Genomic DNA, 19,113 nt, shown 5'->3' with positions numbered 1-19,113 from the left:
TCGCGGCTTCGCTGGTCACGGGCACCGCCGGGCTGGAGCCCCTGTTCGTCGGCGGGCTGATGCTGTTCCTCACCGACCTGGCGTTCAACGTGGTGATGGGCCTGGCGCCAGGCCTGGTCGCGCGGACGCGGCTCGCATGGGCGCGGGTTGCGCGGACGTGGGTCGCGCGGGCGCGAACCGCGCGGGCGCGAACCGCGCGGGCTCGGCTTCAGCGGCCTCGGATGATGAGGTTGAGCAGCCTGCGGGGCCGTTTGCGCTGGAACGCGGCGCGTTCGTTCACCTGCGGGTACGGCTCGGCGGGCACGGGGACGCCGAGGAACGCGCACAGCGGGCCCCAGCCGTCGCGGGCCTCGAAGACCAGCAGGCGCTCGGGCGGGATCGTGGCCTTGACCTCGGCGATGTGGCGTTCGAAGACCTTCATGACATGGTCGCGGTCGTCGATCCGGCCGTCGAAGATCCGGTCCATGACCGTGGCCCTGGCCATGCGCGGGTAGAGGGCGAAGTCGGGCGACCGGCGGCCTACCAGCCAGCGGACGACGCGGCGGCGGAGCGGGAGCGGGCGCCGTTCGGCGAGCGCGCTGGCGAAGATGGTCTCGCTGACGCTGTCGTACCACCGCGCCGGGTGGCGAACGGTCAGGATCACCTTCGACTCCGGATAGTGCTCGGCCAGCTCGCGCCAGTAGGAGGCGGCGGGCCAGTCGACCGCCGCCTGGTAGCCGTCGAAGATCTCGTCCCAGCCGGAGGCGCGCCCCTCGCCGACGTCCAGCCACTGCCGCACCCGGAACGGCTCGGCGATGACCTCGGACATGTGGTAGCAGGGCCCGAAGCCCAGCATCTCCAGGGCCGCCTTCAGCGATTTCGTGCCCGTCCGGCCGAAGCCCGCGCCAATGACCTTCACAGTCTGATCCGTCTCTGATCTGTGCCGTCTACCTTGCAGGGCGATGAGCCGGTTGTATGTCGTTACGGCCGCTGTGGCAATGGAGCTGAGCCATGGACGATGAGGGATTTCCAGGATGTGTCATCGCCGCGCTGCGGAGTTCGCCTGGCCGGGCGGTGTTCGAGCAGGGCGGCCGGAGCGTCTCGCGAGGCGAGCTGCTGGAGATGATCTGGGGCTGGGCGGGCGCGCTGCGCCAGGCCGGGCTGGGGCCTGGGCAGGGGCTCGCCATCTGCACGGCGGTCTCGCCCGAGGCGTTCGCGGTCCAGATGGGTGCGCACGTCCTGGGATGCAGGGTGGTGGGAGTCCGGCAGGGGTACGCGGGCGGGCAGCTCGCCCATGTCCTCGGGATGGGCGTCGAAGCCCTCGTGGTGGATCGCTCGACCGCGACGCCGGACCTGCTCGCGGCGGCCGGGGCGATTCCGGTGATGTCGCTTGAGGAGTGTGGTGGCGCAGGGCGGCCGGTCGAGGTGACGGCCCGTCCAGACGACGTCGCCGCCCTCAACTTCACCAGCGGCAGCACGGGACGGCCGAAAGGGTGTGCGATCACCTATCGGGCGCTGGGCGAGCACTGGACATGGCAGCCGCGCGTGTGGTCGCCGCTCGCGCGGGAGCTCTCCGGCGCGTTCGAGCGCTACCTGGTGTTCGGGACGCTGGCCAGCATGGTCGTCATGGAGTTCCTGGCGCTGTGCGTGCTGGGGGAGGGCACGGCGGTGATCCCGGCGGACGACGGGCGGCCGCTGTTCCCGTACGCTATCGAGCGCTACGGGATCACCGGCTCCATCATCACCGTGCCGCGGTTGCGCGGGATGCTCGATCTGCTCGCCGAGGAGCCGGTGGACGTCGGCAGCCTGCGCGGGCTGATGGTCTCCGGGTCGCCGCTCAGCCCGGACCGGCTGGCGGCGGCGGTGGACCGGCTCGGACCCGTGATCTACCAGGGGTACGGGCAGACCGAGGCGGGCAACGTCTCGATGCTCACCCCCGCCGACATCGCGCGCGGGCCCGGCCGCGTGCTGGCCTCGGTCGGCCGCCCGCATCCGCGCGTGGAGCTCAGCGTGCGGGACGGTGAGATCTACGTGCGCAGCCCGTACCTGATGGCGGGCTACTGGGCGGACGAGGCGGAGACCGCCGAGACGCTGCGGGACGGCTGGCTGCGGACGCGCGACCTCGGCCACCTGGACGACGACGGGTTCCTGTACCTCACCGGCCGCACCCGCGACGCGATCATGGTGAACGCGATGGTGGTGTACGCGGGGCCCATCGAGGGCGTGCTGGCCCGCCATCCGGACGTCATCGAGGCGTACGTCGTCGGAGCGCCCGACGACCGGACGGGTGAGGCCGTCCACGCGTTCGTCGTGCCGGCGGGCGGGCGGGAGCCGGACCGAGAGGCGCTGCGCGCGCTGGTCCGCGCCGAGCTCGGCGCCGACAGCGTGCCCCGGACGATCACGACCGTGGCCGGGGTGCCGGTCGCCGCGAGCGGCAAACCCGACAAGGCGGCCCTGCTCGTGTCCCATCCCGCGCCGCTGCCCGACCCCCGGACGGCTTTCTGATCCCGGACGGGGTTTCCGATCCCCGGCTCGGCTTTCTGATCGTTCTCTGAGGATTGCCCGCGAACATCGAGGTTGTCCGTTCAATCACATCGCATCGCTCCCACGGAGGCGACCGTGCCGGACAACACCCTGGACTACCTGGTGATCGGAGCCGGGCCCGCGGGCCTTCAGCTGGGGTACTTCCTCAACCGGGCCGGGCGGAGCCATCTGATCCTCGAAGCGGGACCCGCGCCGGGCACGTTCTTCCGGACCTTCCCCCGCCACCGGACCCTCATCTCGATCAACAAGAGGCACACCGGCTACGACGACCCGGAGCTCAACCTCCGGATGGACTGGAACTCGCTGCTGTCGGACGACCCGGACCTGCTGTTCACGCGCTACAGCGACCGGTACTTCCCCCACGCGGACGACATGGTGAGCTACCTCGGCGACTACGCCCGCGCGTGTGAGCTGCCCGTGGTCCATGACGCGCGCGCCGTCCAGGTCGCCCGTCCGGACGGCGCGGGCCCCTTCCGGGTGACCGACCGGCACGGCCGGACGTACGAGGCGCGGCGGCTGGTCGTCGCGACCGGCGTCAGCCGGCCCAACCTCCCCGCCATTCCGGGCATCGAGGCGGCCGACGTCTACAACACTGCCTCCACCGACCCCGCCGACTACATCGGCCGCCGCGTCCTCATCATCGGCAAGGGCAACTCGGCCTTCGAGACCGCGGACAACCTGGTCGCGACGGCCGCCGTCATCCACGTCGCCGGGCCGAACTCGGTCCGGATGGCCTGGCGGACCCACTTCGTCGGGCACCTCCGCGCGGTCAACAACAACTTCCTCGACACCTACCAGCTCAAGTCGCAGAACGCGCTCCTCGACGGCGACGTCAAGCGCGTGGACCAGCAGGCGGACGGCTCGTTCCTGGTGACGGTGAGCTTCGCGCGCGCCAACGAGGTCACCAAGGACATCCCGTACGACCGGGTGATCGTGTGCACCGGCTTCCGGTTCGACGCGTCGATCTTCGAGCCGGACTGCCGGCCCGCGCTGACGATCCGGGACAGGTTCCCGGCGCTGACGCCCGCCTACGAGTCGGCCGACGTGCCCGATCTCTACTTCGCCGGGACGATCACGCAGTCCCGCGACTTCAAGCACGGCACCAGCGGGTTCATCCACGGCTTCCGGTACGGCGTCCGCGCGCTGCACCGCGTCCTGGAACACCGTTACCACGACGCCGCGTGGCCGTCCCGCGACCTGCCGGCGGTGCCGGAGGCGCTCGCGGCGGCGGTGATCGAACGCGTCAACCGCACGTCGGCGCTCTGGCAGCAGTTCGGGCTGATGGGCGACGCCATCGTCCCGGACGGGCAGGGCGGGGCGCGCTATCTGGAGGAGCTGCCGGTCGATCTCGATCCGCCGGTCCCGCACGACTTCGGGTGCTTCAGGATCACGCTGGACTACGGGCCCGAGCACGACCAGGTCGACCCGTTCGACATCTCGGTGGGCAGGATCCGGCAGAACGACGCCGCACGGGCGGCCGAGGGCCACTACCTGCACCCGATCGTCCGGTATCACCCGCCGGGAGGCGCGCCGCCGGTCGTTCACCACGTCACGGAGAACCTGGAGAACGAGTGGACCTCCCAGGAGGTGCACGTCGAACCCCTGCGCGCCTTCTTCGCCCGCCATGTTCAGCCTGCGTGAGTTCGAGGCCCTGGCTCGCGAGCGGCTCGACCCGGCGCACTACGATTACTTCGCCGGGGGCGCCGGCGACGAGGTGACGCTGCGGGCCAACGAGGCCGCGTTCGGACGGCTGGCGCTGCTGCCGCGCGTGCTGCGCGGCGCCGGGAAGCTCCGGTCGGACGTCACCGTGCTGGGTCATCGGGCCGCGACGCCGGTGCTGGTGGCCCCCACCGCGTTCCACCGGCTGGCCGATCCCGAGGGAGAGCGGGCGACGGCACGGGCGGCCGCCGCGGCCGAGACGATCATGATCGTGAGCATGGCGTCGACGGTCGCCGTCGAGGAGGTCGCGGCGGCGGCGCCCGAGGCGGCGCTGTGGTTCCAGCTTTACATCCAGCCGGACCTGGCCTTCACCGAAGCGATCGTGCGGCGGGCGGAGGCGGCCGGTTGCCGTGCCCTGGTCGTCACCGCCGACTCGCCGGTGCATGGCGTGCGCGAACGGGAGCTGCGGCACGGCTTCGACGACCTGCCGGACGGCATGTGCTGCGAGAACCTGCGGGACGTGAACGGGGACGGCGGAGTCCGGCCGATCGTCATGTCGCCCTCGATCTCGTGGGACCACCTCGACTGGCTGAGGCGGATCACGGCGCTCCCGATCGTCCTCAAGGGAATCCTGCGTCCGGAGGACGCGCGGGCGGCGATCTCGCACGGGGCGGCGGCCGTGATCGTCTCCAACCACGGCGGTCGCCAGCTCGACACCGTCCCGGCCACCATCGAGCTGCTGCCCGAGATCGTGGCGGAGGTCCGCGGAGCCGTCCCGGTGCTGCTCGACGGTGGCGTGCGGCGCGGCACGGACGTGCTGAAGGCGCTGGCGCTCGGGGCGTCGGCGGTCGCGATCGGTCGTCCGGTCGTCTGGGGGCTGGCGGCCGACGGTGAACGCGGTGCCCGCCGGGTGCTGGAACTGCTGCGCGCCGAGGTCGAGCAGGCCCTCACGCTGTGCGGCTGCGCGTCCGTCGACGACCTCGAACCGGGCATGGTGCGGCGCTCATGATGGTCGACCGCGTCGCGGCGCTGCGCAGCCGGATCTTCGCCCGGGTCAACGGGGACGCCGCCATCCCCGTCCCCGGAGATCTCGTGGACGTGGAGCACTTCAGGGAGCTCTACTCCCATCCGGCGGCCAATGGCCGGAGCAAGGGAGCCGCTCTGTCGGATCTGTTCTGGTACTGGCTGTCTCCAGGTGCCGAGGTTCACCAAGAGCATCTTGAGGCGGGCGAACGGTACGACGCTGTGGCCAAAGCGACGCGCACCTTTCTCGCCATGCCTCGGAGGGAGGCCGAGGAGCTCACCCGCCGATGTGTCGCGAGCGAGGTGCGGGCGGGCTCGGGGTTCGTCCGGTTGCGCGATCTGATGATGCCGGTCTGGGCCGCGTTCTACTACGAGCTCGCGTTCGGCCGGCCGTGCCCGCCCGAGGCCCGCGACCTGATCGTGGGGAACGCGAACGACGTCGTCACCGCGCTCAAGTGCTCCGGGCTGCGGCACATGAAAAAGCGGCACCGGCTGACCGCGTACCTCTCCGGACGGCTGGACGAGGCGCGATGCCCACTCCCGGAGGGCCTGCCGGCCGAGGAGCAGGCGTTCTACCTGCAAGGCACGTTCTTCAACACCGCGGTCGTCCAGATGTCGGAGGCGATGGCCCATCTGCTGATGGTCTTCGCCGAGCGTCCCGACCTTCAGGACAGGGTGCGCGCCGACGACGACGATCACTACCTCGACCAGGTGATGGCGGAGACGTTCCGGCTCTATCCGCTCTTCGGCATCGCCCACCGCGTCACCACCGGCGACATCGAGCTCGGCGACTCGGGGATCCGCATCCCCGGAGGCTCGGTGGTGTGCTTCAACTATCCCGAGTTCCACCGTTCGGGCTTCGCCGAGCCCGGCCGGTTCGACCCCGATCGATGGTCGGAACGGGCGAGCACCCGGGACGCGAACCACATCCCGTTCGGTGTCGCCGCCAACCGGCCCTGCCCGGCCTGGCGGCTGGCACCGATCACCATGCGCGTCGCGGCGCGGGAGATCCTGCGGCGCTACACGCTCATCACCACCGCCTCGCACACCCGGTCGCTGCCCAACCGCGGACCGGCCCTGCTCATCCCTCGCGACGGCCAAGCCGTTTCGGCCCACAGACCAGCCCTGTTGTTCATGCGCGTGCGGGATCGGTGGGAGGACGTCTGGCGCGGCCTCGTCCAGTTCGTCCTCGGCACCGTCATGGTTCTGCACGCGCGCCACCTGCGGCTCTGCGAACGTCACTTCTCAGGAGCGGAGACTTCCCATGCCCTCACTCACCCTGGCAGCCGGGGTCGGCGGTGACCCCAACCTCCAGTTGATGCTCAAGGTCTTCCCCGCGATCGTCGTGATCCTGCTGACGGCCGGAATCTGCGGCCGACTGGCACTGATGGTGATGCAACCGCGGGTCCTCGGCGAGATGGTCGCCGGCGTGCTCCTCGGCCCGACACTGTTCGGCGCGCTGTTCCCGGAGGCGCAGAAGGCGCTCTTCCCGACGCAGGTCAGGCCGATCCTGTATGTGCTGAGCACGATCGGGCTGACGCTCTACATGTTCCTTGTCGGCGCCGGGCTCGACCATGGCGCGCGCATACCGGGAGAGGAGCGGCGGGCCGGAGTGCTGGCGGCGTCAGGCGTCATCCCGTCGCTGACCCTGGGTGTCGGCGCCGGGCTGTTCCTGTGGGGCACGCTGTCGAAGCCTGACGTGAGCCGGCTGGAGTTCGCCTTCTTCGTGGGAGGCGCCCTGTCGCTGACCGCGTTCCCGATGCTGGCGAGGATCCTGTACGAGCGGGGGTTGCAGAACACCGCGCCTGGACGGCTGTCCCTGCTCGCGGCGGCCGTGGACGACGCCCTCGCCTGGTGCCTGCTCGCCCTGCTGACGGCCGTGCACCTGGGATCCGGCCTGACCGGGGCGTTGCGGACGATCGTGCTGACCGCCGGGTTCGCCGTGGTGATGCTCGTCGTCGTCCGGCGGGCGTTGCGGCCGCTGGGACGGGAGTTCGCCCGGACCGGCGAGTTCGGGCCGACGGCGATGTACGTGGTCGTCCTCGTGCCGCTCGCGGCCGGCTGGCTCACCGACTGGATCGGGGTGTACGCGGTGTTCGGCGGCTTCCTCGCCGGGCTGGCCATGCCGCGCGATCCGGCGTTCCGCGAGGCGCTGCACACCCGGATGATGGGCGTCGTCTCGACGTTGCTGCTGCCCGTCTTCTTCACGTTCTCCGGGCTCAACACCCATCTCGACGGCATCACGGGCGGCACGATGCTGATGGCCCTGTTCGTCATCATGGCGGCGGGCTTCTGCGGCAAGTACTTCGGCTGCGCGCTGTCGATGCGGACGATGGGGTTCTCCTGGCGCGAGTCGTACGCGGTGGGGGCGCTCATGAACGCGCGCGGGCTGATGATCCTGATCTTCATCAACATCGGCCTGTTCCACGGGATGATCACGCAGGAGCTGTTCGCCATGCTCGTGCTCGTCGCCATCATCACGACCGCGAGCGCCCTGCCGCTCTACAAGGCGGCCCTGCCGGAGCGGCTCGAACCCGGCCGGGAAGCCGGGCGGCGCGAGCCCGGCGGCGAGGCGGCATCGGACGTGTCAGTCGCGGGGCCGGTTCAATGACCATCCGAATTGTCCACAATTGCCCCTATCTCTGGCGACCGGTGGACCCGGATGCGACTGTGGACGCGTGGCCGAAAGATCAGCCGACCGATCCGCCCGGCGGCTACTGATCGTCGAGGACGACCGTGATCTCGGACAGATGCTGGCCGGTCTCTTCACCGGCCAGCGCTACACCGTGGACCTGGCCCTGGAGGGCCAGCGCGGCCTCCATCTGGCGCTGACCCGGGGATACGACGCGATGATCATCGACCGCGGCCTGCCGGTGCTCGACGGCGTGGAGCTCATCCGCCGCCTGCGCCGGCGGGCCGTGACGGTCCCCGCCCTGGTGCTCACCGCGTTCGGCACCGTCGCCGACCGGGTCTCCGGGCTCGACGCGGGGGCCGAGGACTACCTGGTCAAGCCGTTCGAGATCGACGAACTGCTGGCGCGGGTCCGCGCACTGCACCGCCGCCACCTGGACCACGCGCCGCTGCTGCCGCTCGGTGCCGGCTGGCTGGACTCCGAGGGCCAGGTCGTCCGCCTGCCGACCGGCGAGGACGTGACGCTCTCCGGCCAGGAGTGCCGCCTGCTGCGCGCGCTCGCGGCCCGTCCCCGGCACGTGCACACCCGCGCCTCGCTGCGGCACGGCGTGTTCGACGGCGCCCGGGCCGAGTCGATCGTCGACACCTACGTCTACTACCTGCGCAACAAGCTGGGCCCGGACGTCGTGCGCACCGTGCGTGGCGTCGGCTACCGCGTGGGCGAGCTGTGAACGCCGGAGGCCACTCCGATCCCGAGCGGCGCCTGCTGCTCCGGACCCGGCGGGTGGTCACCCTCCAGATCGCCGGGGTGATCTCCCTGGTCATCGCGCTGGCCGGAACGCTGGTGTACGCCGTCACCGTGAGCGGCCAGGACGCTGCCGCGCGCAGGGACCTCGCGTCTGCGACGCGCAGTGCCTCCCTTGCCCAGCATCCGCACTGCGTCTGGCTCTTCGAGGTCCGCGGAGGCGTCGTCCAGCGTTCTCCGGGCGCCCCGGCGGAGCTGCCGTTCACGCCGGCCTTGAGCCGTGTCGCCGGTGGCGAGCAGACCGACCAGGCCGCGCTCGGAGGCCACGACTACCTCGTGCACACAAGGTGGCGTGGGGGCACTGTGGTCCAGGCGGCCATGGACCTGCGGCAGCAGCACGCGGAACGGCGGCGGCTCCTGCACACGCTGGCCGCCACGGAGGTCACCGGCCTGCTCGGCTCGCTGCTGATCGGCCAGGTCCTGGCCCGGCGGGCGATCGCGCCGCTGGGCGAGGCGCTCGTACGGCAGCGTCGTTTCGTGGCCGACGCCAGCCACGAGCTGCGCACGCCGCTCACACGTCTGCACACCCGCGCCCAGCTCATCGCCTACCAGCTGCGGCAGGGCGACGACGTGACCGAGGAGGTGGACCGGTTGATCGCCGGGACCCGCCAGTTCGGCGAGGTGGTCGACGACCTGCTGCTGTCGGCGCAGTTCGGGCGGATGCGACGGCCGTGCCGTCCGGTCGACCTCGCCGCGCTCGCGGACGAGCTCGCCGTGGCCGAGGCGGCGCGGGCCAAGGCGAGCGGGGTGACGATCGAGGTCCGGCGGCAGGGGCCCGGCGACCACATCGTCCGCGGCGCGGAGTCGGCGCTGCGCCGCGTGGTCTCCGCCCTCCTCGACAACGCGCTCGGCCACACCGGCAAGGGAGGCCACATCAAGCTGACCCTGGCGGGCGGTCCGACGGTGACGCTCACCGTCCAGGACGACGGCGAGGGCCTCGACCCACGCGACGCGGAACGGCTGTTCACGAGGTTCGTCGGCGGCCCGGGAGGCTTCGGCCTGGGCCTCGCCCTCGTCCGCGAGGTGGTCGACGGTCACGGCGGCACGATCACCGCGGACGGCCGCCCCGGAGCAGGCGCGACCTTCACCGTCCGCCTCCCCGCCGCCCCAGAGACCGACCTCCCACCCGCCGCTCCGTCGTAGCGGGCTAGGGCGATGTGTTTGGGGGGTTGGATGCTGAGGGATCGTCGACCTCGATGGGTTTGAGGGGTTTGGTTGCTGGGCCGTGGCGGACGGAGCCGTCGACGGCGAATCGGGAGCCGTGGCAGGGGCAGTCCCAGGTCTGCTCCGCGTCGTTGAAGGCGACGAGGCAGCCCAGGTGGGTGCAGACCGCCGAGACCGCCGTCAGCCGGCCTTCGGTGTCGCGGTGTGCCGCTACTGGGTGACGGCCGACGTGGGTGACGGTGCCCTCGCCGGGACGCAGCTCCGCGATCTTGTCGCCGGGTGCGAAGGCGCGGGGGTAGTCCGCGGTGTAGTGACGTCCGGTCTTCAGGCCGAGGCTCGCGAGTTCGGACGCCGACTGGCGGACGTTGAGGCGTGCCGGGTCGTACAGCTGGGACCAGGGGTTGTCGTTGCCGTTGACCAGGTCGGCGAGCAGCAGCCCGGACATGGTGCCGTTCGTCATCCCCCACAGGCCGAACCCGGCGGCGACCCACAGGTGCTTGGCCAGCGGGTGGTAGCGGCCGATGTAGGGGAGCCTGTCGACGCTGCTGTTGTCCTGCGTCGCCCAGCGGTGGCTGAAGCGGCTTACCTTCAGGCGGTCCTCGCCCCAAGCGGCCAGCTTGCGGAACCGTTCCTCGACCTCGGGATCCTCGCCCGGGTGGTATCCCTCGCCCCCGAGCAGGAGCATCTCGCCGCCGTTGCCGTTCGGTGTCGTGCGCATCGAATGGCCGGTGTCGGCAGAGATGTACATGCCTTCGGACAGGGTGCCCGCTTCGGCGGGGGCCGCCATCAGCAGGACGCGCTTCGGAATGAGCCGCGAGAAGTAGGCGCCTCTGTCGTAGACGGGGTAGTGGGTCGTCACCACGACATCACGTGCCCGGACGTCTCCGGCGCTGGTGTGGACGAGGGACTCGTCCGTACGGCCAAGGCCGGTCGCCCGTACGCCTTCCAAGATCTGCCCGCCCGCTTCGTGGATGGCGTCGGCGAGCGCGAGCAACCATTTACGCGGATGGAACTGCGCCTGGTCCCTGAATCTGACCGCGCCCGCGACGGGGAACGGCAGGGCGACATCTGACACGAATTCGGCGGGAAGCCCGAGCTCGGCGGCGGCCTCGGTCTCGCTTCGCAACGTGTCCAGGCAGGACGGGTCTTCGGCGTAGACGTGGTTGTCGCGCCGCCGGAAGTCGCAGTCGACGCCGAGCTCTTGTACTTGGGAGGTGATCCAGCCGAGCGCGGCCTGCTGGCTCTCCCCGTACAGCCCCGCCTTCTCGCGTCCGTACCGCTCGGTGAGGTCGGCGTAGATCAGGTTGTGCTGGGAGGTGACCTTGGCGGTGGTGTGGCCGCTGACCCCTTCGGCGATCCGGGCCGCTTCCAGGACCGTCACCGACCGGCCCGCGCGCGCCAGCAGATACGCGGTCGTCAGCCCGGCGATACCGGCGCCCAGCACGAGAACGTCCACCTCGCCGGGCAGTGCGGGCTGGTCGAGGTTGGACGCGCCAGGTGCGCTGTCCACCCAGTAGGAAAGCGTCGCTTCGGGTAGTACGTCCACGCTGATCCTCCGCAACCGGGCAAGGGTTCCCGCTGTGGGTCGCCTTGCCCTGCCTGGAGCGGGCTAACCACGCCGCCCAGGCGGACCGCCACTACCTCCGGTGCTTCAGTTACGTGCCGATGGCGGCCTTCCGCTACCAGTCGCGCGCGGACTCGGCGCCCGATGCCAGTGCCTCTCGGGCCAGGGTCAGATCCGTCCCGAGAGACCGCTCGGCGTCGTCCATGATGACGTAGAGAGCGGAGAAGAGCTCCTCGCGCTCTACCGTTTCGATGAATCCGGTGCGGGTGTCCAGCCGGTTGAACGCCTCGGCGTAGTCGCGTCCGATCTCGTGCAACCGGCCGGGCAGATCGTCGGCGTCGGCGTCGGACGCCGCCGCCAGGGCCGCCCTGCGGGTGAGCTTGTACTGGGCGATGGCTTTCTTGTACGTGGCGTTGCTGATGTGGCGGCGTCCGTCCCAGTCACGCAGGGGGTTGTCCCGGTTTTCGGTGACCCACTCGGGCTTGCGGCCCTTTCTGATCTCGACGTAGGTACCGAACGGGATCTCGGTGTGCCAGCTCGACCGCATCGCGGCGGCGTAATCCGCGGGGATGCCGCTCAGATAGAGCGACTCCAACTCGGGCAGACGCCGGGGCAGCAAGCGGTCGTCCTTGGTCATTCCGAAAAGGTCGACGATGAACACGTGCCTGAGTGAGGTGAGCTCGTTGAGACTTGACGCGTTAGAGAGCACACCCAGATCACCTGACATCGAGAGCGCGGTCAGCCGGGGAAAATGGGCCACCAGCCGGGCGCAGTCGAGGGCATCGATATCTGACACGGTCAGGCCGCGGACATCCGAACGGGGCTCCGTGTCCTCGTCGAAAAGCCGGGTGATCTCCTCGCCACTGGAGCGCAGGGCATGCGGGGTGGGCAGCGACTCGCGGTGACCGGCGTCCCAGTGCCGCTGGCGCGCGAGGTTCGCTCCGATGTGCCAGCCGCCCGAGTAGCTCGAACTCTGTGCCGGGCCCAGCAGGGGCAGGTTGCCGATGACCTTGTAGCTGCGCGGAAGGACCCACTCGAAGTTGCAGTGGGACACCCTCCCGTTCCAGCTGTGGTGGGTCAACCGGAGCGCCGAAGGCGAACCGAGGTCCGCGACGGAGGACGGCTCGGGGCCTGACCAGTCGAGTTCGAGCACCGCCGCCAGCTCGTTGTCGGCGTCGACGTGCGTGATCTGTGCCGCCGTCCACTCGCCGAGGATCTCGGAGTAGGTGGTCACCACGTCGCCCGGCGCGATCGGCCTCGGGGGTGTGGAGTGCTTGCGTCTGGCCATGCGCAGACGGTAGCCACCCGCACTGACAATCCGAGCTCGCCCACATCGATCCAGGGCCGGCAGGGGCCGGTGCCGGCGGCGGCAGGGAGGCGCCGGCGGCAGATACCGGCGGTAAGTGGCGGCGGTAGGTGGCGGCGGCGGTCAGTGGCAGTTTCCGGTGGCCAGTGCCTCGCCCGGGGAGCCGGGCTCCCACTTGAGGGGGATCTCGAAGCGGATGATCGCGCCATCCTGATTGCGGTTGACGATCTGGAGGTTCTCGGCGATCGCGTCGATGATCTGGAGACCGCGGCCGTGCTCGTCGGTCGCGGTGGCGTCCGCGGCGGCCCGGTCCAGCATCACCGCGTCGAAGCCGCGGCCGGTGTCGATCACCTCGATCTGACATCGTGAGTTGTAGGTATGGACGCGTACCTCGTATTCGTCGCTGGGATCGGCGTGCTGGATCACGTTCGCGCACGCCTCCCCGAGGGCCAGATTGACGTCGTCGCAGACCTGTTCGTCCACCCCCAGTTTCGTGAGCGACGCGTCCAGCACCTCCCGCGTCAGGTGGGCCGTCGCGGCGTCCCGGGGCAGGCAAAGCACCAGTAGGAGCTCCATCGCGGTGTCCTCCGATCAGTCAGGGTCGCCTTCGTGCCATGCCCGCCAGATCGCCAAAAAATCACTCGTGTGGGGCGGGGAGCCGTCCGGGGGTGCCTGACCGCGACGATGAGCCAGGGTAGTTGCCATGCAGCAACTATGAATTCGGTGGGAAAGCTCGGCTTTGCCAAGCCTGAAGCCCCATAGGCGTTTCGTTCGTATTCCAGGGATGGCTATTCGGGTTCTCATGATTCGGCTCGGACCAGCAGCGATGCCAGAGAATGCCGTTGCGGGCGGTGCGGATACAAGGCCGCCGGGCCAACGTGCCGTGCCGGGTTCCCGCGTCGGTCAGGGTGTGCGCGGTGCTCGCGCGCACGATCGACGTCACCTGCACGTTCCGGCTCCTCGGACCGTCACGGACGGGTATATTTGTCGCACGACAACTAGCTTGACCCGGGGGTGGGGATTGGGCCGTACGACGGTGTGTCCGCTCCCGGCGGAGCGAGGGCGGGCCCGCCGCCTCTCAGGCCGGCAACGAGAACGACTTGTCGGCCGAGTCCGGACCCGACTCGACCGTCGCCGCCTCGCGGAACTGGGTGAGCCCCCAGATCAGCGCCGCGCGCGCGGGCGACGACATGGTGGCCAGCACCCGGGCGAGATCGTCCTGGCGCCGCACCTTCAGCCGGTCGAGCAGCGCCTGCCCGTCGGCGGAGAGCCGCACGGTCACCTCGCGCCGGTCGCGGCCCGGATCGCGCAGCAGCAGCCCCGCCGCCTCGAGCCGGTCGCAGAGCCGGCTCGCGGACGAGACGAGCGCGTCCATCTCCGCCGCGAGATTGCTGACGTTGACCGGGCCGTGCTCGAGGATGAACAGGACGCGCAGCTGGGTCGCGGGCACGGGGACGTCGGAGGCGTTGTGGGCGAGCGACCACAACGTCACCAGGCTCTCGGCCACCTCGTCGAGAGCAGCCGCGGACTCAGCGGCTCCCTCCTCCGGTGTGACGCCCATGCTTCCCACTGTTACATACCGCGCGCTCTGCGGCATCCAAGCCCCCTAGTTCGTCCGGGCACTCCCAGACGACGATCACACCAGAAGAGGTCCCGTGCACGCTGACCTGTTGCAGGAGCTTGAGCATGCGATCTGGGACGCCCGGCCCCACGAGCTCATCGACACGGTGACCGACCGGATCAAGACCGACCTCGACGTGATCGACGTCGAGCTCCTGCTCGTCGACTACCACATGGCCTTCCTCGTCCCTATCCGCCCGGACTTCGAGCCGGTGCGGCTGGACAACACCTCGGCCGGGCACGCGTTCGCCGCCCAGCAGATCGTCGGAGAGCCGCTCACGCCGGGACCCGGCGACGCCCACCTCCTCCATGTGCCGCTGGCGGTGCACGGGGACCGGCTCGGCGTGCTGACCGTCCACCTGCCCGGCCCTCCCACCGAGACCCGGCTCGCCGCCGTCACCAGGGTCGCCACCGTCGTGGCGCGCGCCCTGACGATCGCCGACCAGCACACCGATCTCTTCCGCCGCGTCCGCCGCCGCTCGCGCCTGACCCTCGCCGCCGAGATGCAGTGGGAACTCCTGCCCGGCAGGGCCTGCGCCACCGACGAGTTCCATCTGGCCGGCCAGCTCGAACCCGCCTACTCGGTGTGGGGCGACAACTTCGACTGGTCGGTCTCCGCCGACCGCCTCACGCTGACGGTGACCAACGGCATGGGCGCTGGCACCGAGGCGGCCGCCCTCACCCACCTCGCCATCAGCGCCCTGCGCAACGCGCGGCGGTCGGGCGCCGACCTCGTCGAGCAGGCCGCCCTGGCCGACCAGACCGTGTACGCCCAGCACCGGGGCACCCGGCACCTCGCCACCCTCCTGCTGGACTTCGAGCTCGCGACCGGACGCGTCCGGACCATCGACGCCGGTTCGCCGCACATGTACCGGATGCGGGGCAACGTCACCGAGATGGTGCACTTCGAGGCGCAGCTGCCGCTGGGGATGTTCGGGGACGCCCAGTACACCGCCGAGGAGTTCTTCGTGGAGCCCGGCGACCGGCTCGTCGTCGTCAGCGACGGCGTTCACACCGCCGAATCTCCGATCGGCGAACTGTACGGCGCCGTGGCGCTGATGCAGACCCTGCGGGAGACCCGGCTGCAGAGCCCCTCCGAGGCCGTGCGGACCTTCATCCGGCATTTCCTGGAGTATCACGAGGGCGACGAGCCGCTGGACGACGCGGTCGTGGTCTGCCTGGACTGGACGGGAAAGACGTCCGCGGGCCGGACGCTCAACGGGGGAGCTTCACCACGGTGACGAAGAAGTCGTCGATCTGGCGCACGACGCGAATGAACTGATCGAAGTCCACCGGCTTGGTGACATAGGCGTTCGCGTGCAGGTGGTAGCTGCGCAGTATGTCCTCGTCGGCCTCGGACGTGGTGAGCACGACGACCGGGACGCTGCGCAGTTCCTCGTCGTTCTTTATCTCCTGCAGCACCTCCCTGCCGTCCTTGCGCGGCAGGTTGAGGTCCAGGAGCACGAGGTCCGGGCGGGGGCTGCCGGCGTACGGCTCCTCGCGCCGCAGGAAGGCCATCGCCTGCTCGCCGTCGTTCACGACGTGCAGGTTGTTCTGGACCTTGTTGTGCTCGAACGCCTCGGTGGTGAGGAGCACGTCCCCCGGGTCGTCCTCGACGAGCAGCACCTCGATGGGGCGTGCCTGGTCATTCACCGTCATCATCTCCAACCGGCATGGTCCAACGTATGGTCGTGCCCGAGCCGCGCGGAGCCGCGGGCCCCTCGCCGCTCGCCGCGTCGGCCGCGGTGTCCGCGGTCGCGGTCTCCGCGATCTCCGCCGTCTCCGCGGTTTTCGCGTCATCGGCGGTGTCCGCGTCGGCCGTTTCGTCCGTGGTGTGTGTTTCTTCGGAAGTGTCCGCGTCGTCCGTGGAGGCTCCGGTATCGAGCCAGATGCGGCCGCCATGGTGTTCGACGATCTTCTTGCACAGGGCCAGGCCGATGCCGGTGCCCCCGTACTGGTCCCGCGGATGGAGCCGCTGGAAGATCAGGAAGACGCGGTCGGCCTGGTGGGGCTCGATCCCGATCCCGTTGTCCGAGCAGGAGAACTCCCACTCGTCTCCCACCCGCCGGACGCCGACATGGATCCGCGGGGGCTCGTCGCCGCGGAACTTCATGGCGTTGCCGATGAGGTTCTGGAAGAGCTGGGTGAGCTGAGTCCGGTCGCCCGGCACCGTCGGCAGCTCGTCCGAGGTGACCTCCGCCCCGGTCTCCTCCCGGAGCGTGGACAGGTTGTCGAGCGCCTGCCCCATCACCGCGCCGAGGTCGATCGCCTCCTCGGGCCGCGACATCCGGCCCACGCGGGAGAAGCTGAGCAGGTCGTTGATGAGCGCCTGCATGCGCTTCGCGCCGTCCACGGCGAAGTAGATGTACTGCCGGCCGCGTTCGTCGAGCTGGTCGCCGTACCTGCGTTCGATCATCTGGCAGAAGCTCGCCACCTTGCGCAGCGGCTCCTGCAGGTCGTGGCTGGCGACGTAGGCGAACTGCTCCAGCTCGGCGTTCGATCGCCGCAGCTCGACCGTCTGCTCGTCCAGGAGCCGGGTGGCCTCGGAGGTGGCGTGCCACTCGGCCAGGATGCGGCGGCGCATCGCGTCGATGATCGTCGAGAGCTCGGCGATCTCGGCGGCGCCCCGTACCTCCAGCGGGTGCTGGAAGTCGCCTTGGGAGACGGCGCGCACCCGGCCGGAAAGTGAGGCCAGCGGCCGGAGCAGGGTCCGGCGGAGGACGATGACCGCGATGAGGGCCCCGATCGCGATGACGCCCAGCGCGAGCCCCACCGACCAGGCCGAGAGCATCGCCCGGTTGCTCAACCGGTCGGCGGACGCGTGGTGCAGGGTGGTGAGCGCGGCGCGAAGCTCGGTTGCCGCCGCCCACGTGTCGGCGAGCAGCCGCTCCCCGTTCCGGGCGGTGGCGGCAGGGACGAGACCAGGGCGCTGCCTGGTCGCCAGCGGATCGGCATAGCCGGTACGCCACGCCGCGGACGCCTCCGCGAACCGGTCGAGCCGCTCCAGCGTGGGCGCCGACTCCGGCACATCGGCGAGCAGGCTTCGCAGGTCGGAGACGGCGGCGGCCTCCTCCCGCACGGCCGTGCGGTATTCCGCCAGGTCCCGGCCGGCTCCGGTCGCCGCGTACCCGCGTACGGCGGTGTCCTGGCTCCGCAGCGCCTGGCCGATCTCGAAATGCCGGAGGATCGCGGGATCGACCCGATCGAGGAGCGTCGCACGTGCCCGGCCGTTCGCCTGGAGGCTGAGCACCGCCTGCGCCGCCACGGCCATCAGCAACAGCGCCAGCAGGATCGCGCCCGCCCGGTAGAGCAGGGCCAGCCGGACCCGTGCCCGCCCGGCCGTCGCCTGCTGGAGCTCCTTCTCGCCGATCAGCTTCCGCGGCCGGTCGACCGGATCCGGCGCGGCTTCGCTGACCTCTGTTTCCTCCTGCGCGGCCGTCACCGCACGTCCCCCCGGCTCATCAGCAGCAACGCGAGGTCGTCAGCGAGCACCCCGCCGTTGAGCCGTTCGGCTTCGGCGATGAGACCGTCGAGCAGGGCGCTGCCGTCCTCGCCCCGGCCATGGGCCTGCTGGGCGAGACGGAGGAGCCCTTCCATGTCGAGCCGTTCGTTGCCATCGCCCACGAAGCCCTCGATGAGCCCGTCCGTGTAGAGCATCAGGCCCCAGGCATCGCCCAGCTCCAGCCGTCCGGACGGCCAGGTGCCGTCGGGCAGGAGGCCGAGCGCCGGGCCGCCCGGCTCGTCCGAGATCGCCTCGACTCCGCCGGCGGTGAAGAGCAGGGGCCGCGGGTGCCCGGCCCGGAAGACCTCGGCCGACCGCCGGTCAGGGGAGATCGTCAGCATGCAGACCGTCGTGAAGATCTCCTCCGACCACCGTTCGTGCCGCAGCACCGCGTCCAGCGTCGTCAGCAGCGGCCCGCCGACGAGCCCGGCGAGAACGAGCGCGCGCCACGCCATGCGCAGTCGCACGCCCAGCGACGCCTCGTCCGCTCCGTGCCCGCTGACATCGCCGATCACGACGTGGACCGAACCGTCCGCGGTCTCCACCGTGTCGTAGAAGTCGCCGCCCAGCAGCGCTCTCGCCCGCCCCGGCCGGTAGCGGGCGTGATGCCGCAGCGACGCGTCCGTCAGGATCGGCACGGGTAGCAGGCCGCGTTCGAGCCGGGCGTTCTCGCGGCTGACCGCCCGCGCCTCGACCAGCTGGCGTTCGGTCTCGTCGGCCCGTTTCCGTTCGATCGCGTAACGGATGGCACGCGTGAGCAGCGCGCCGTCCACTTCCTGCTTGACGAGGTAGTCCTGCGCGCCGGCGCTCACGGCGGCGACCCCGACGTGGGCGTCGTCGAGCCCGGTGAGCACGAGGACGGCGGTGTCCGGGGCCTTCGCCAGGACCTGCCGCAACGTCTCCAGACCCTGCGCGTCGGGCAGCGCCAGATCGACGAGCACGCACTGAACCTCGACGTCGAGCAGCTTCAGCGCCTCGCTCAGCGTTCTGGCCAGCGTGATGGTGACGTCCGGCTCCGACTCGCGAAGCAGTTCCTCCACCAGGAAGGCGTCTCCGGGGTCGTCCTCGACGAGCAGCAGCCGCAGCCGCTCGCTGTCCAGAAGCCCCACGCCGCCACTGTCGGCTGCGGTCACGGCGTCGGCACTCTCATGCGCCGGGACGCGTCCATGGGCGCGGCATGGTGCTTGTCATGGGGCAAATATTAGGCCACGGCGGCGATTACAGGCGGTGATGCACGGAAAACGAACACGTCACCGGCGTGTCTTCTCACGGTGCAGATCGTTGTGGACCGGTCCAGGCGAAACCCGGAAAATGTA

The 19,113-nt window shown here is 70.5% G+C and carries 16 protein-coding genes; 8 read left to right on the top strand and 8 right to left on the bottom strand.

Annotated elements, in window-relative coordinates:
- Positions 1-208: 208 nt before the first annotated feature.
- Entirely contained in the window at positions 209-898 is a 690-nt protein-coding gene (locus ACGFNU_RS01165; protein ID WP_392589200.1) for a sulfotransferase family protein, read from the bottom strand.
- Between the two features lie 92 nt (positions 899-990).
- Between ACGFNU_RS01165 and ACGFNU_RS01160 the strand changes: the two genes are divergently transcribed.
- The 7 genes from ACGFNU_RS01160 (at position 991) to ACGFNU_RS01130 (ending at position 9,784) form a co-directional block, all read left to right on the top strand.
- Positions 991-2,484, top strand: coding sequence for a class I adenylate-forming enzyme family protein (locus tag ACGFNU_RS01160; protein WP_392589199.1), 1,494 nt, complete (start codon positions 991-993; stop codon positions 2,482-2,484).
- Between the two features lie 114 nt (positions 2,485-2,598).
- Positions 2,599-4,164 (top strand): NAD(P)-binding domain-containing protein, encoded by a 1,566-nt coding sequence (locus ACGFNU_RS01155; protein WP_392589198.1) that lies wholly within the window; start codon positions 2,599-2,601, stop codon positions 4,162-4,164.
- Positions 4,148-5,191 carry an alpha-hydroxy acid oxidase gene (locus tag ACGFNU_RS01150; RefSeq protein WP_392589197.1) on the top strand — a complete coding sequence of 348 codons (1,044 nt, stop codon included), beginning with the start codon at positions 4,148-4,150 and terminating at the stop codon, positions 5,189-5,191. Before ACGFNU_RS01155 ends, ACGFNU_RS01150 begins: the two co-directional genes overlap by 17 nt.
- Positions 5,188-6,507, top strand: coding sequence for a cytochrome P450 (locus tag ACGFNU_RS01145; RefSeq protein WP_392589196.1), 1,320 nt, complete (start codon positions 5,188-5,190; stop codon positions 6,505-6,507). Before ACGFNU_RS01150 ends, ACGFNU_RS01145 begins: the two co-directional genes overlap by 4 nt.
- Positions 6,470-7,816, top strand: a complete 1,347-nt coding sequence (locus tag ACGFNU_RS01140; protein ID WP_392589195.1) for a cation:proton antiporter — start codon at positions 6,470-6,472, stop codon at positions 7,814-7,816. The genes ACGFNU_RS01145 and ACGFNU_RS01140 overlap by 38 nt, the downstream gene beginning before the upstream one ends.
- Before the next feature lie 67 nt (positions 7,817-7,883).
- Positions 7,884-8,567, top strand: coding sequence for a response regulator transcription factor (locus ACGFNU_RS01135; protein ID WP_392589194.1), 684 nt, complete (start codon positions 7,884-7,886; stop codon positions 8,565-8,567).
- Complete coding sequence (locus ACGFNU_RS01130) at positions 8,564-9,784, top strand: sensor histidine kinase (RefSeq protein ID WP_392589193.1); 1,221 nt, start codon at positions 8,564-8,566, stop codon at positions 9,782-9,784. The genes ACGFNU_RS01135 and ACGFNU_RS01130 overlap by 4 nt, the downstream gene beginning before the upstream one ends.
- A gap of 4 nt (positions 9,785-9,788) precedes the next feature.
- On the opposite strand, the gene ACGFNU_RS01125 is transcribed toward ACGFNU_RS01130, so the two are convergent.
- The 4 genes from ACGFNU_RS01125 to ACGFNU_RS01110 form a co-directional block, all read right to left on the bottom strand.
- Entirely contained in the window at positions 9,789-11,351 is a 1,563-nt protein-coding gene (locus tag ACGFNU_RS01125) for an FAD-dependent oxidoreductase (protein WP_392589192.1), read from the bottom strand.
- Positions 11,352-11,484: 133 nt separating this feature from the next.
- Positions 11,485-12,657 carry a hypothetical protein gene (locus ACGFNU_RS01120; protein ID WP_392589191.1) on the bottom strand — a complete coding sequence of 391 codons (1,173 nt, stop codon included), beginning with the start codon at positions 12,655-12,657 and terminating at the stop codon, positions 11,485-11,487.
- A 141-nt stretch (positions 12,658-12,798) separates the two neighbouring features.
- On the bottom strand, positions 12,799-13,251 hold the full coding sequence (locus ACGFNU_RS01115; protein WP_392589190.1) for an ATP-binding protein: 453 nt from the start codon (positions 13,249-13,251) through the stop codon (positions 12,799-12,801).
- A 502-nt stretch (positions 13,252-13,753) separates the two neighbouring features.
- On the bottom strand, positions 13,754-14,236 hold the full coding sequence (locus ACGFNU_RS01110) for a MarR family transcriptional regulator (RefSeq protein ID WP_392589189.1): 483 nt from the start codon (positions 14,234-14,236) through the stop codon (positions 13,754-13,756).
- A 94-nt stretch (positions 14,237-14,330) separates the two neighbouring features.
- Here ACGFNU_RS01110 and ACGFNU_RS01105 point away from each other — a divergent pair, with 94 nt between their 5' ends.
- The gene (locus tag ACGFNU_RS01105) at positions 14,331-15,536 is read left to right on the top strand and encodes a PP2C family protein-serine/threonine phosphatase (RefSeq protein ID WP_392589188.1); all 1,206 of its coding nucleotides are present in this window, start codon (positions 14,331-14,333) and stop codon (positions 15,534-15,536) included.
- Here the strand turns inward: ACGFNU_RS01105 and ACGFNU_RS01100 are convergent.
- The 3 genes from ACGFNU_RS01100 to ACGFNU_RS01090 are packed head-to-tail and all read right to left on the bottom strand — an operon-like array spanning position 15,511 to position 18,906.
- Positions 15,511-15,948, bottom strand: a complete 438-nt coding sequence (locus ACGFNU_RS01100) for a response regulator (protein WP_392589187.1) — start codon at positions 15,946-15,948, stop codon at positions 15,511-15,513. The genes ACGFNU_RS01105 and ACGFNU_RS01100 overlap by 26 nt on opposite strands.
- Entirely contained in the window at positions 15,941-17,737 is a 1,797-nt protein-coding gene (locus ACGFNU_RS01095) for an ATP-binding protein (protein ID WP_392589186.1), read from the bottom strand. Before ACGFNU_RS01095 ends, ACGFNU_RS01100 begins: the two co-directional genes overlap by 8 nt.
- The gene (locus tag ACGFNU_RS01090; protein ID WP_392589185.1) at positions 17,734-18,906 is read right to left on the bottom strand and encodes a PP2C family protein-serine/threonine phosphatase; all 1,173 of its coding nucleotides are present in this window, start codon (positions 18,904-18,906) and stop codon (positions 17,734-17,736) included. Before ACGFNU_RS01090 ends, ACGFNU_RS01095 begins: the two co-directional genes overlap by 4 nt.
- Between the last annotated feature and the right edge of the window lie 207 nt (positions 18,907-19,113).

Source organism: Spirillospora sp. NPDC048911 (genome assembly GCF_043198015.1).
Taxonomy (GTDB): domain Bacteria; phylum Actinomycetota; class Actinomycetes; order Streptosporangiales; family Streptosporangiaceae; genus Spirillospora.
The sequence above is the reverse complement of the archived record's forward strand: the minus strand, read 5'-3'. Positions and strand labels throughout refer to the sequence as shown.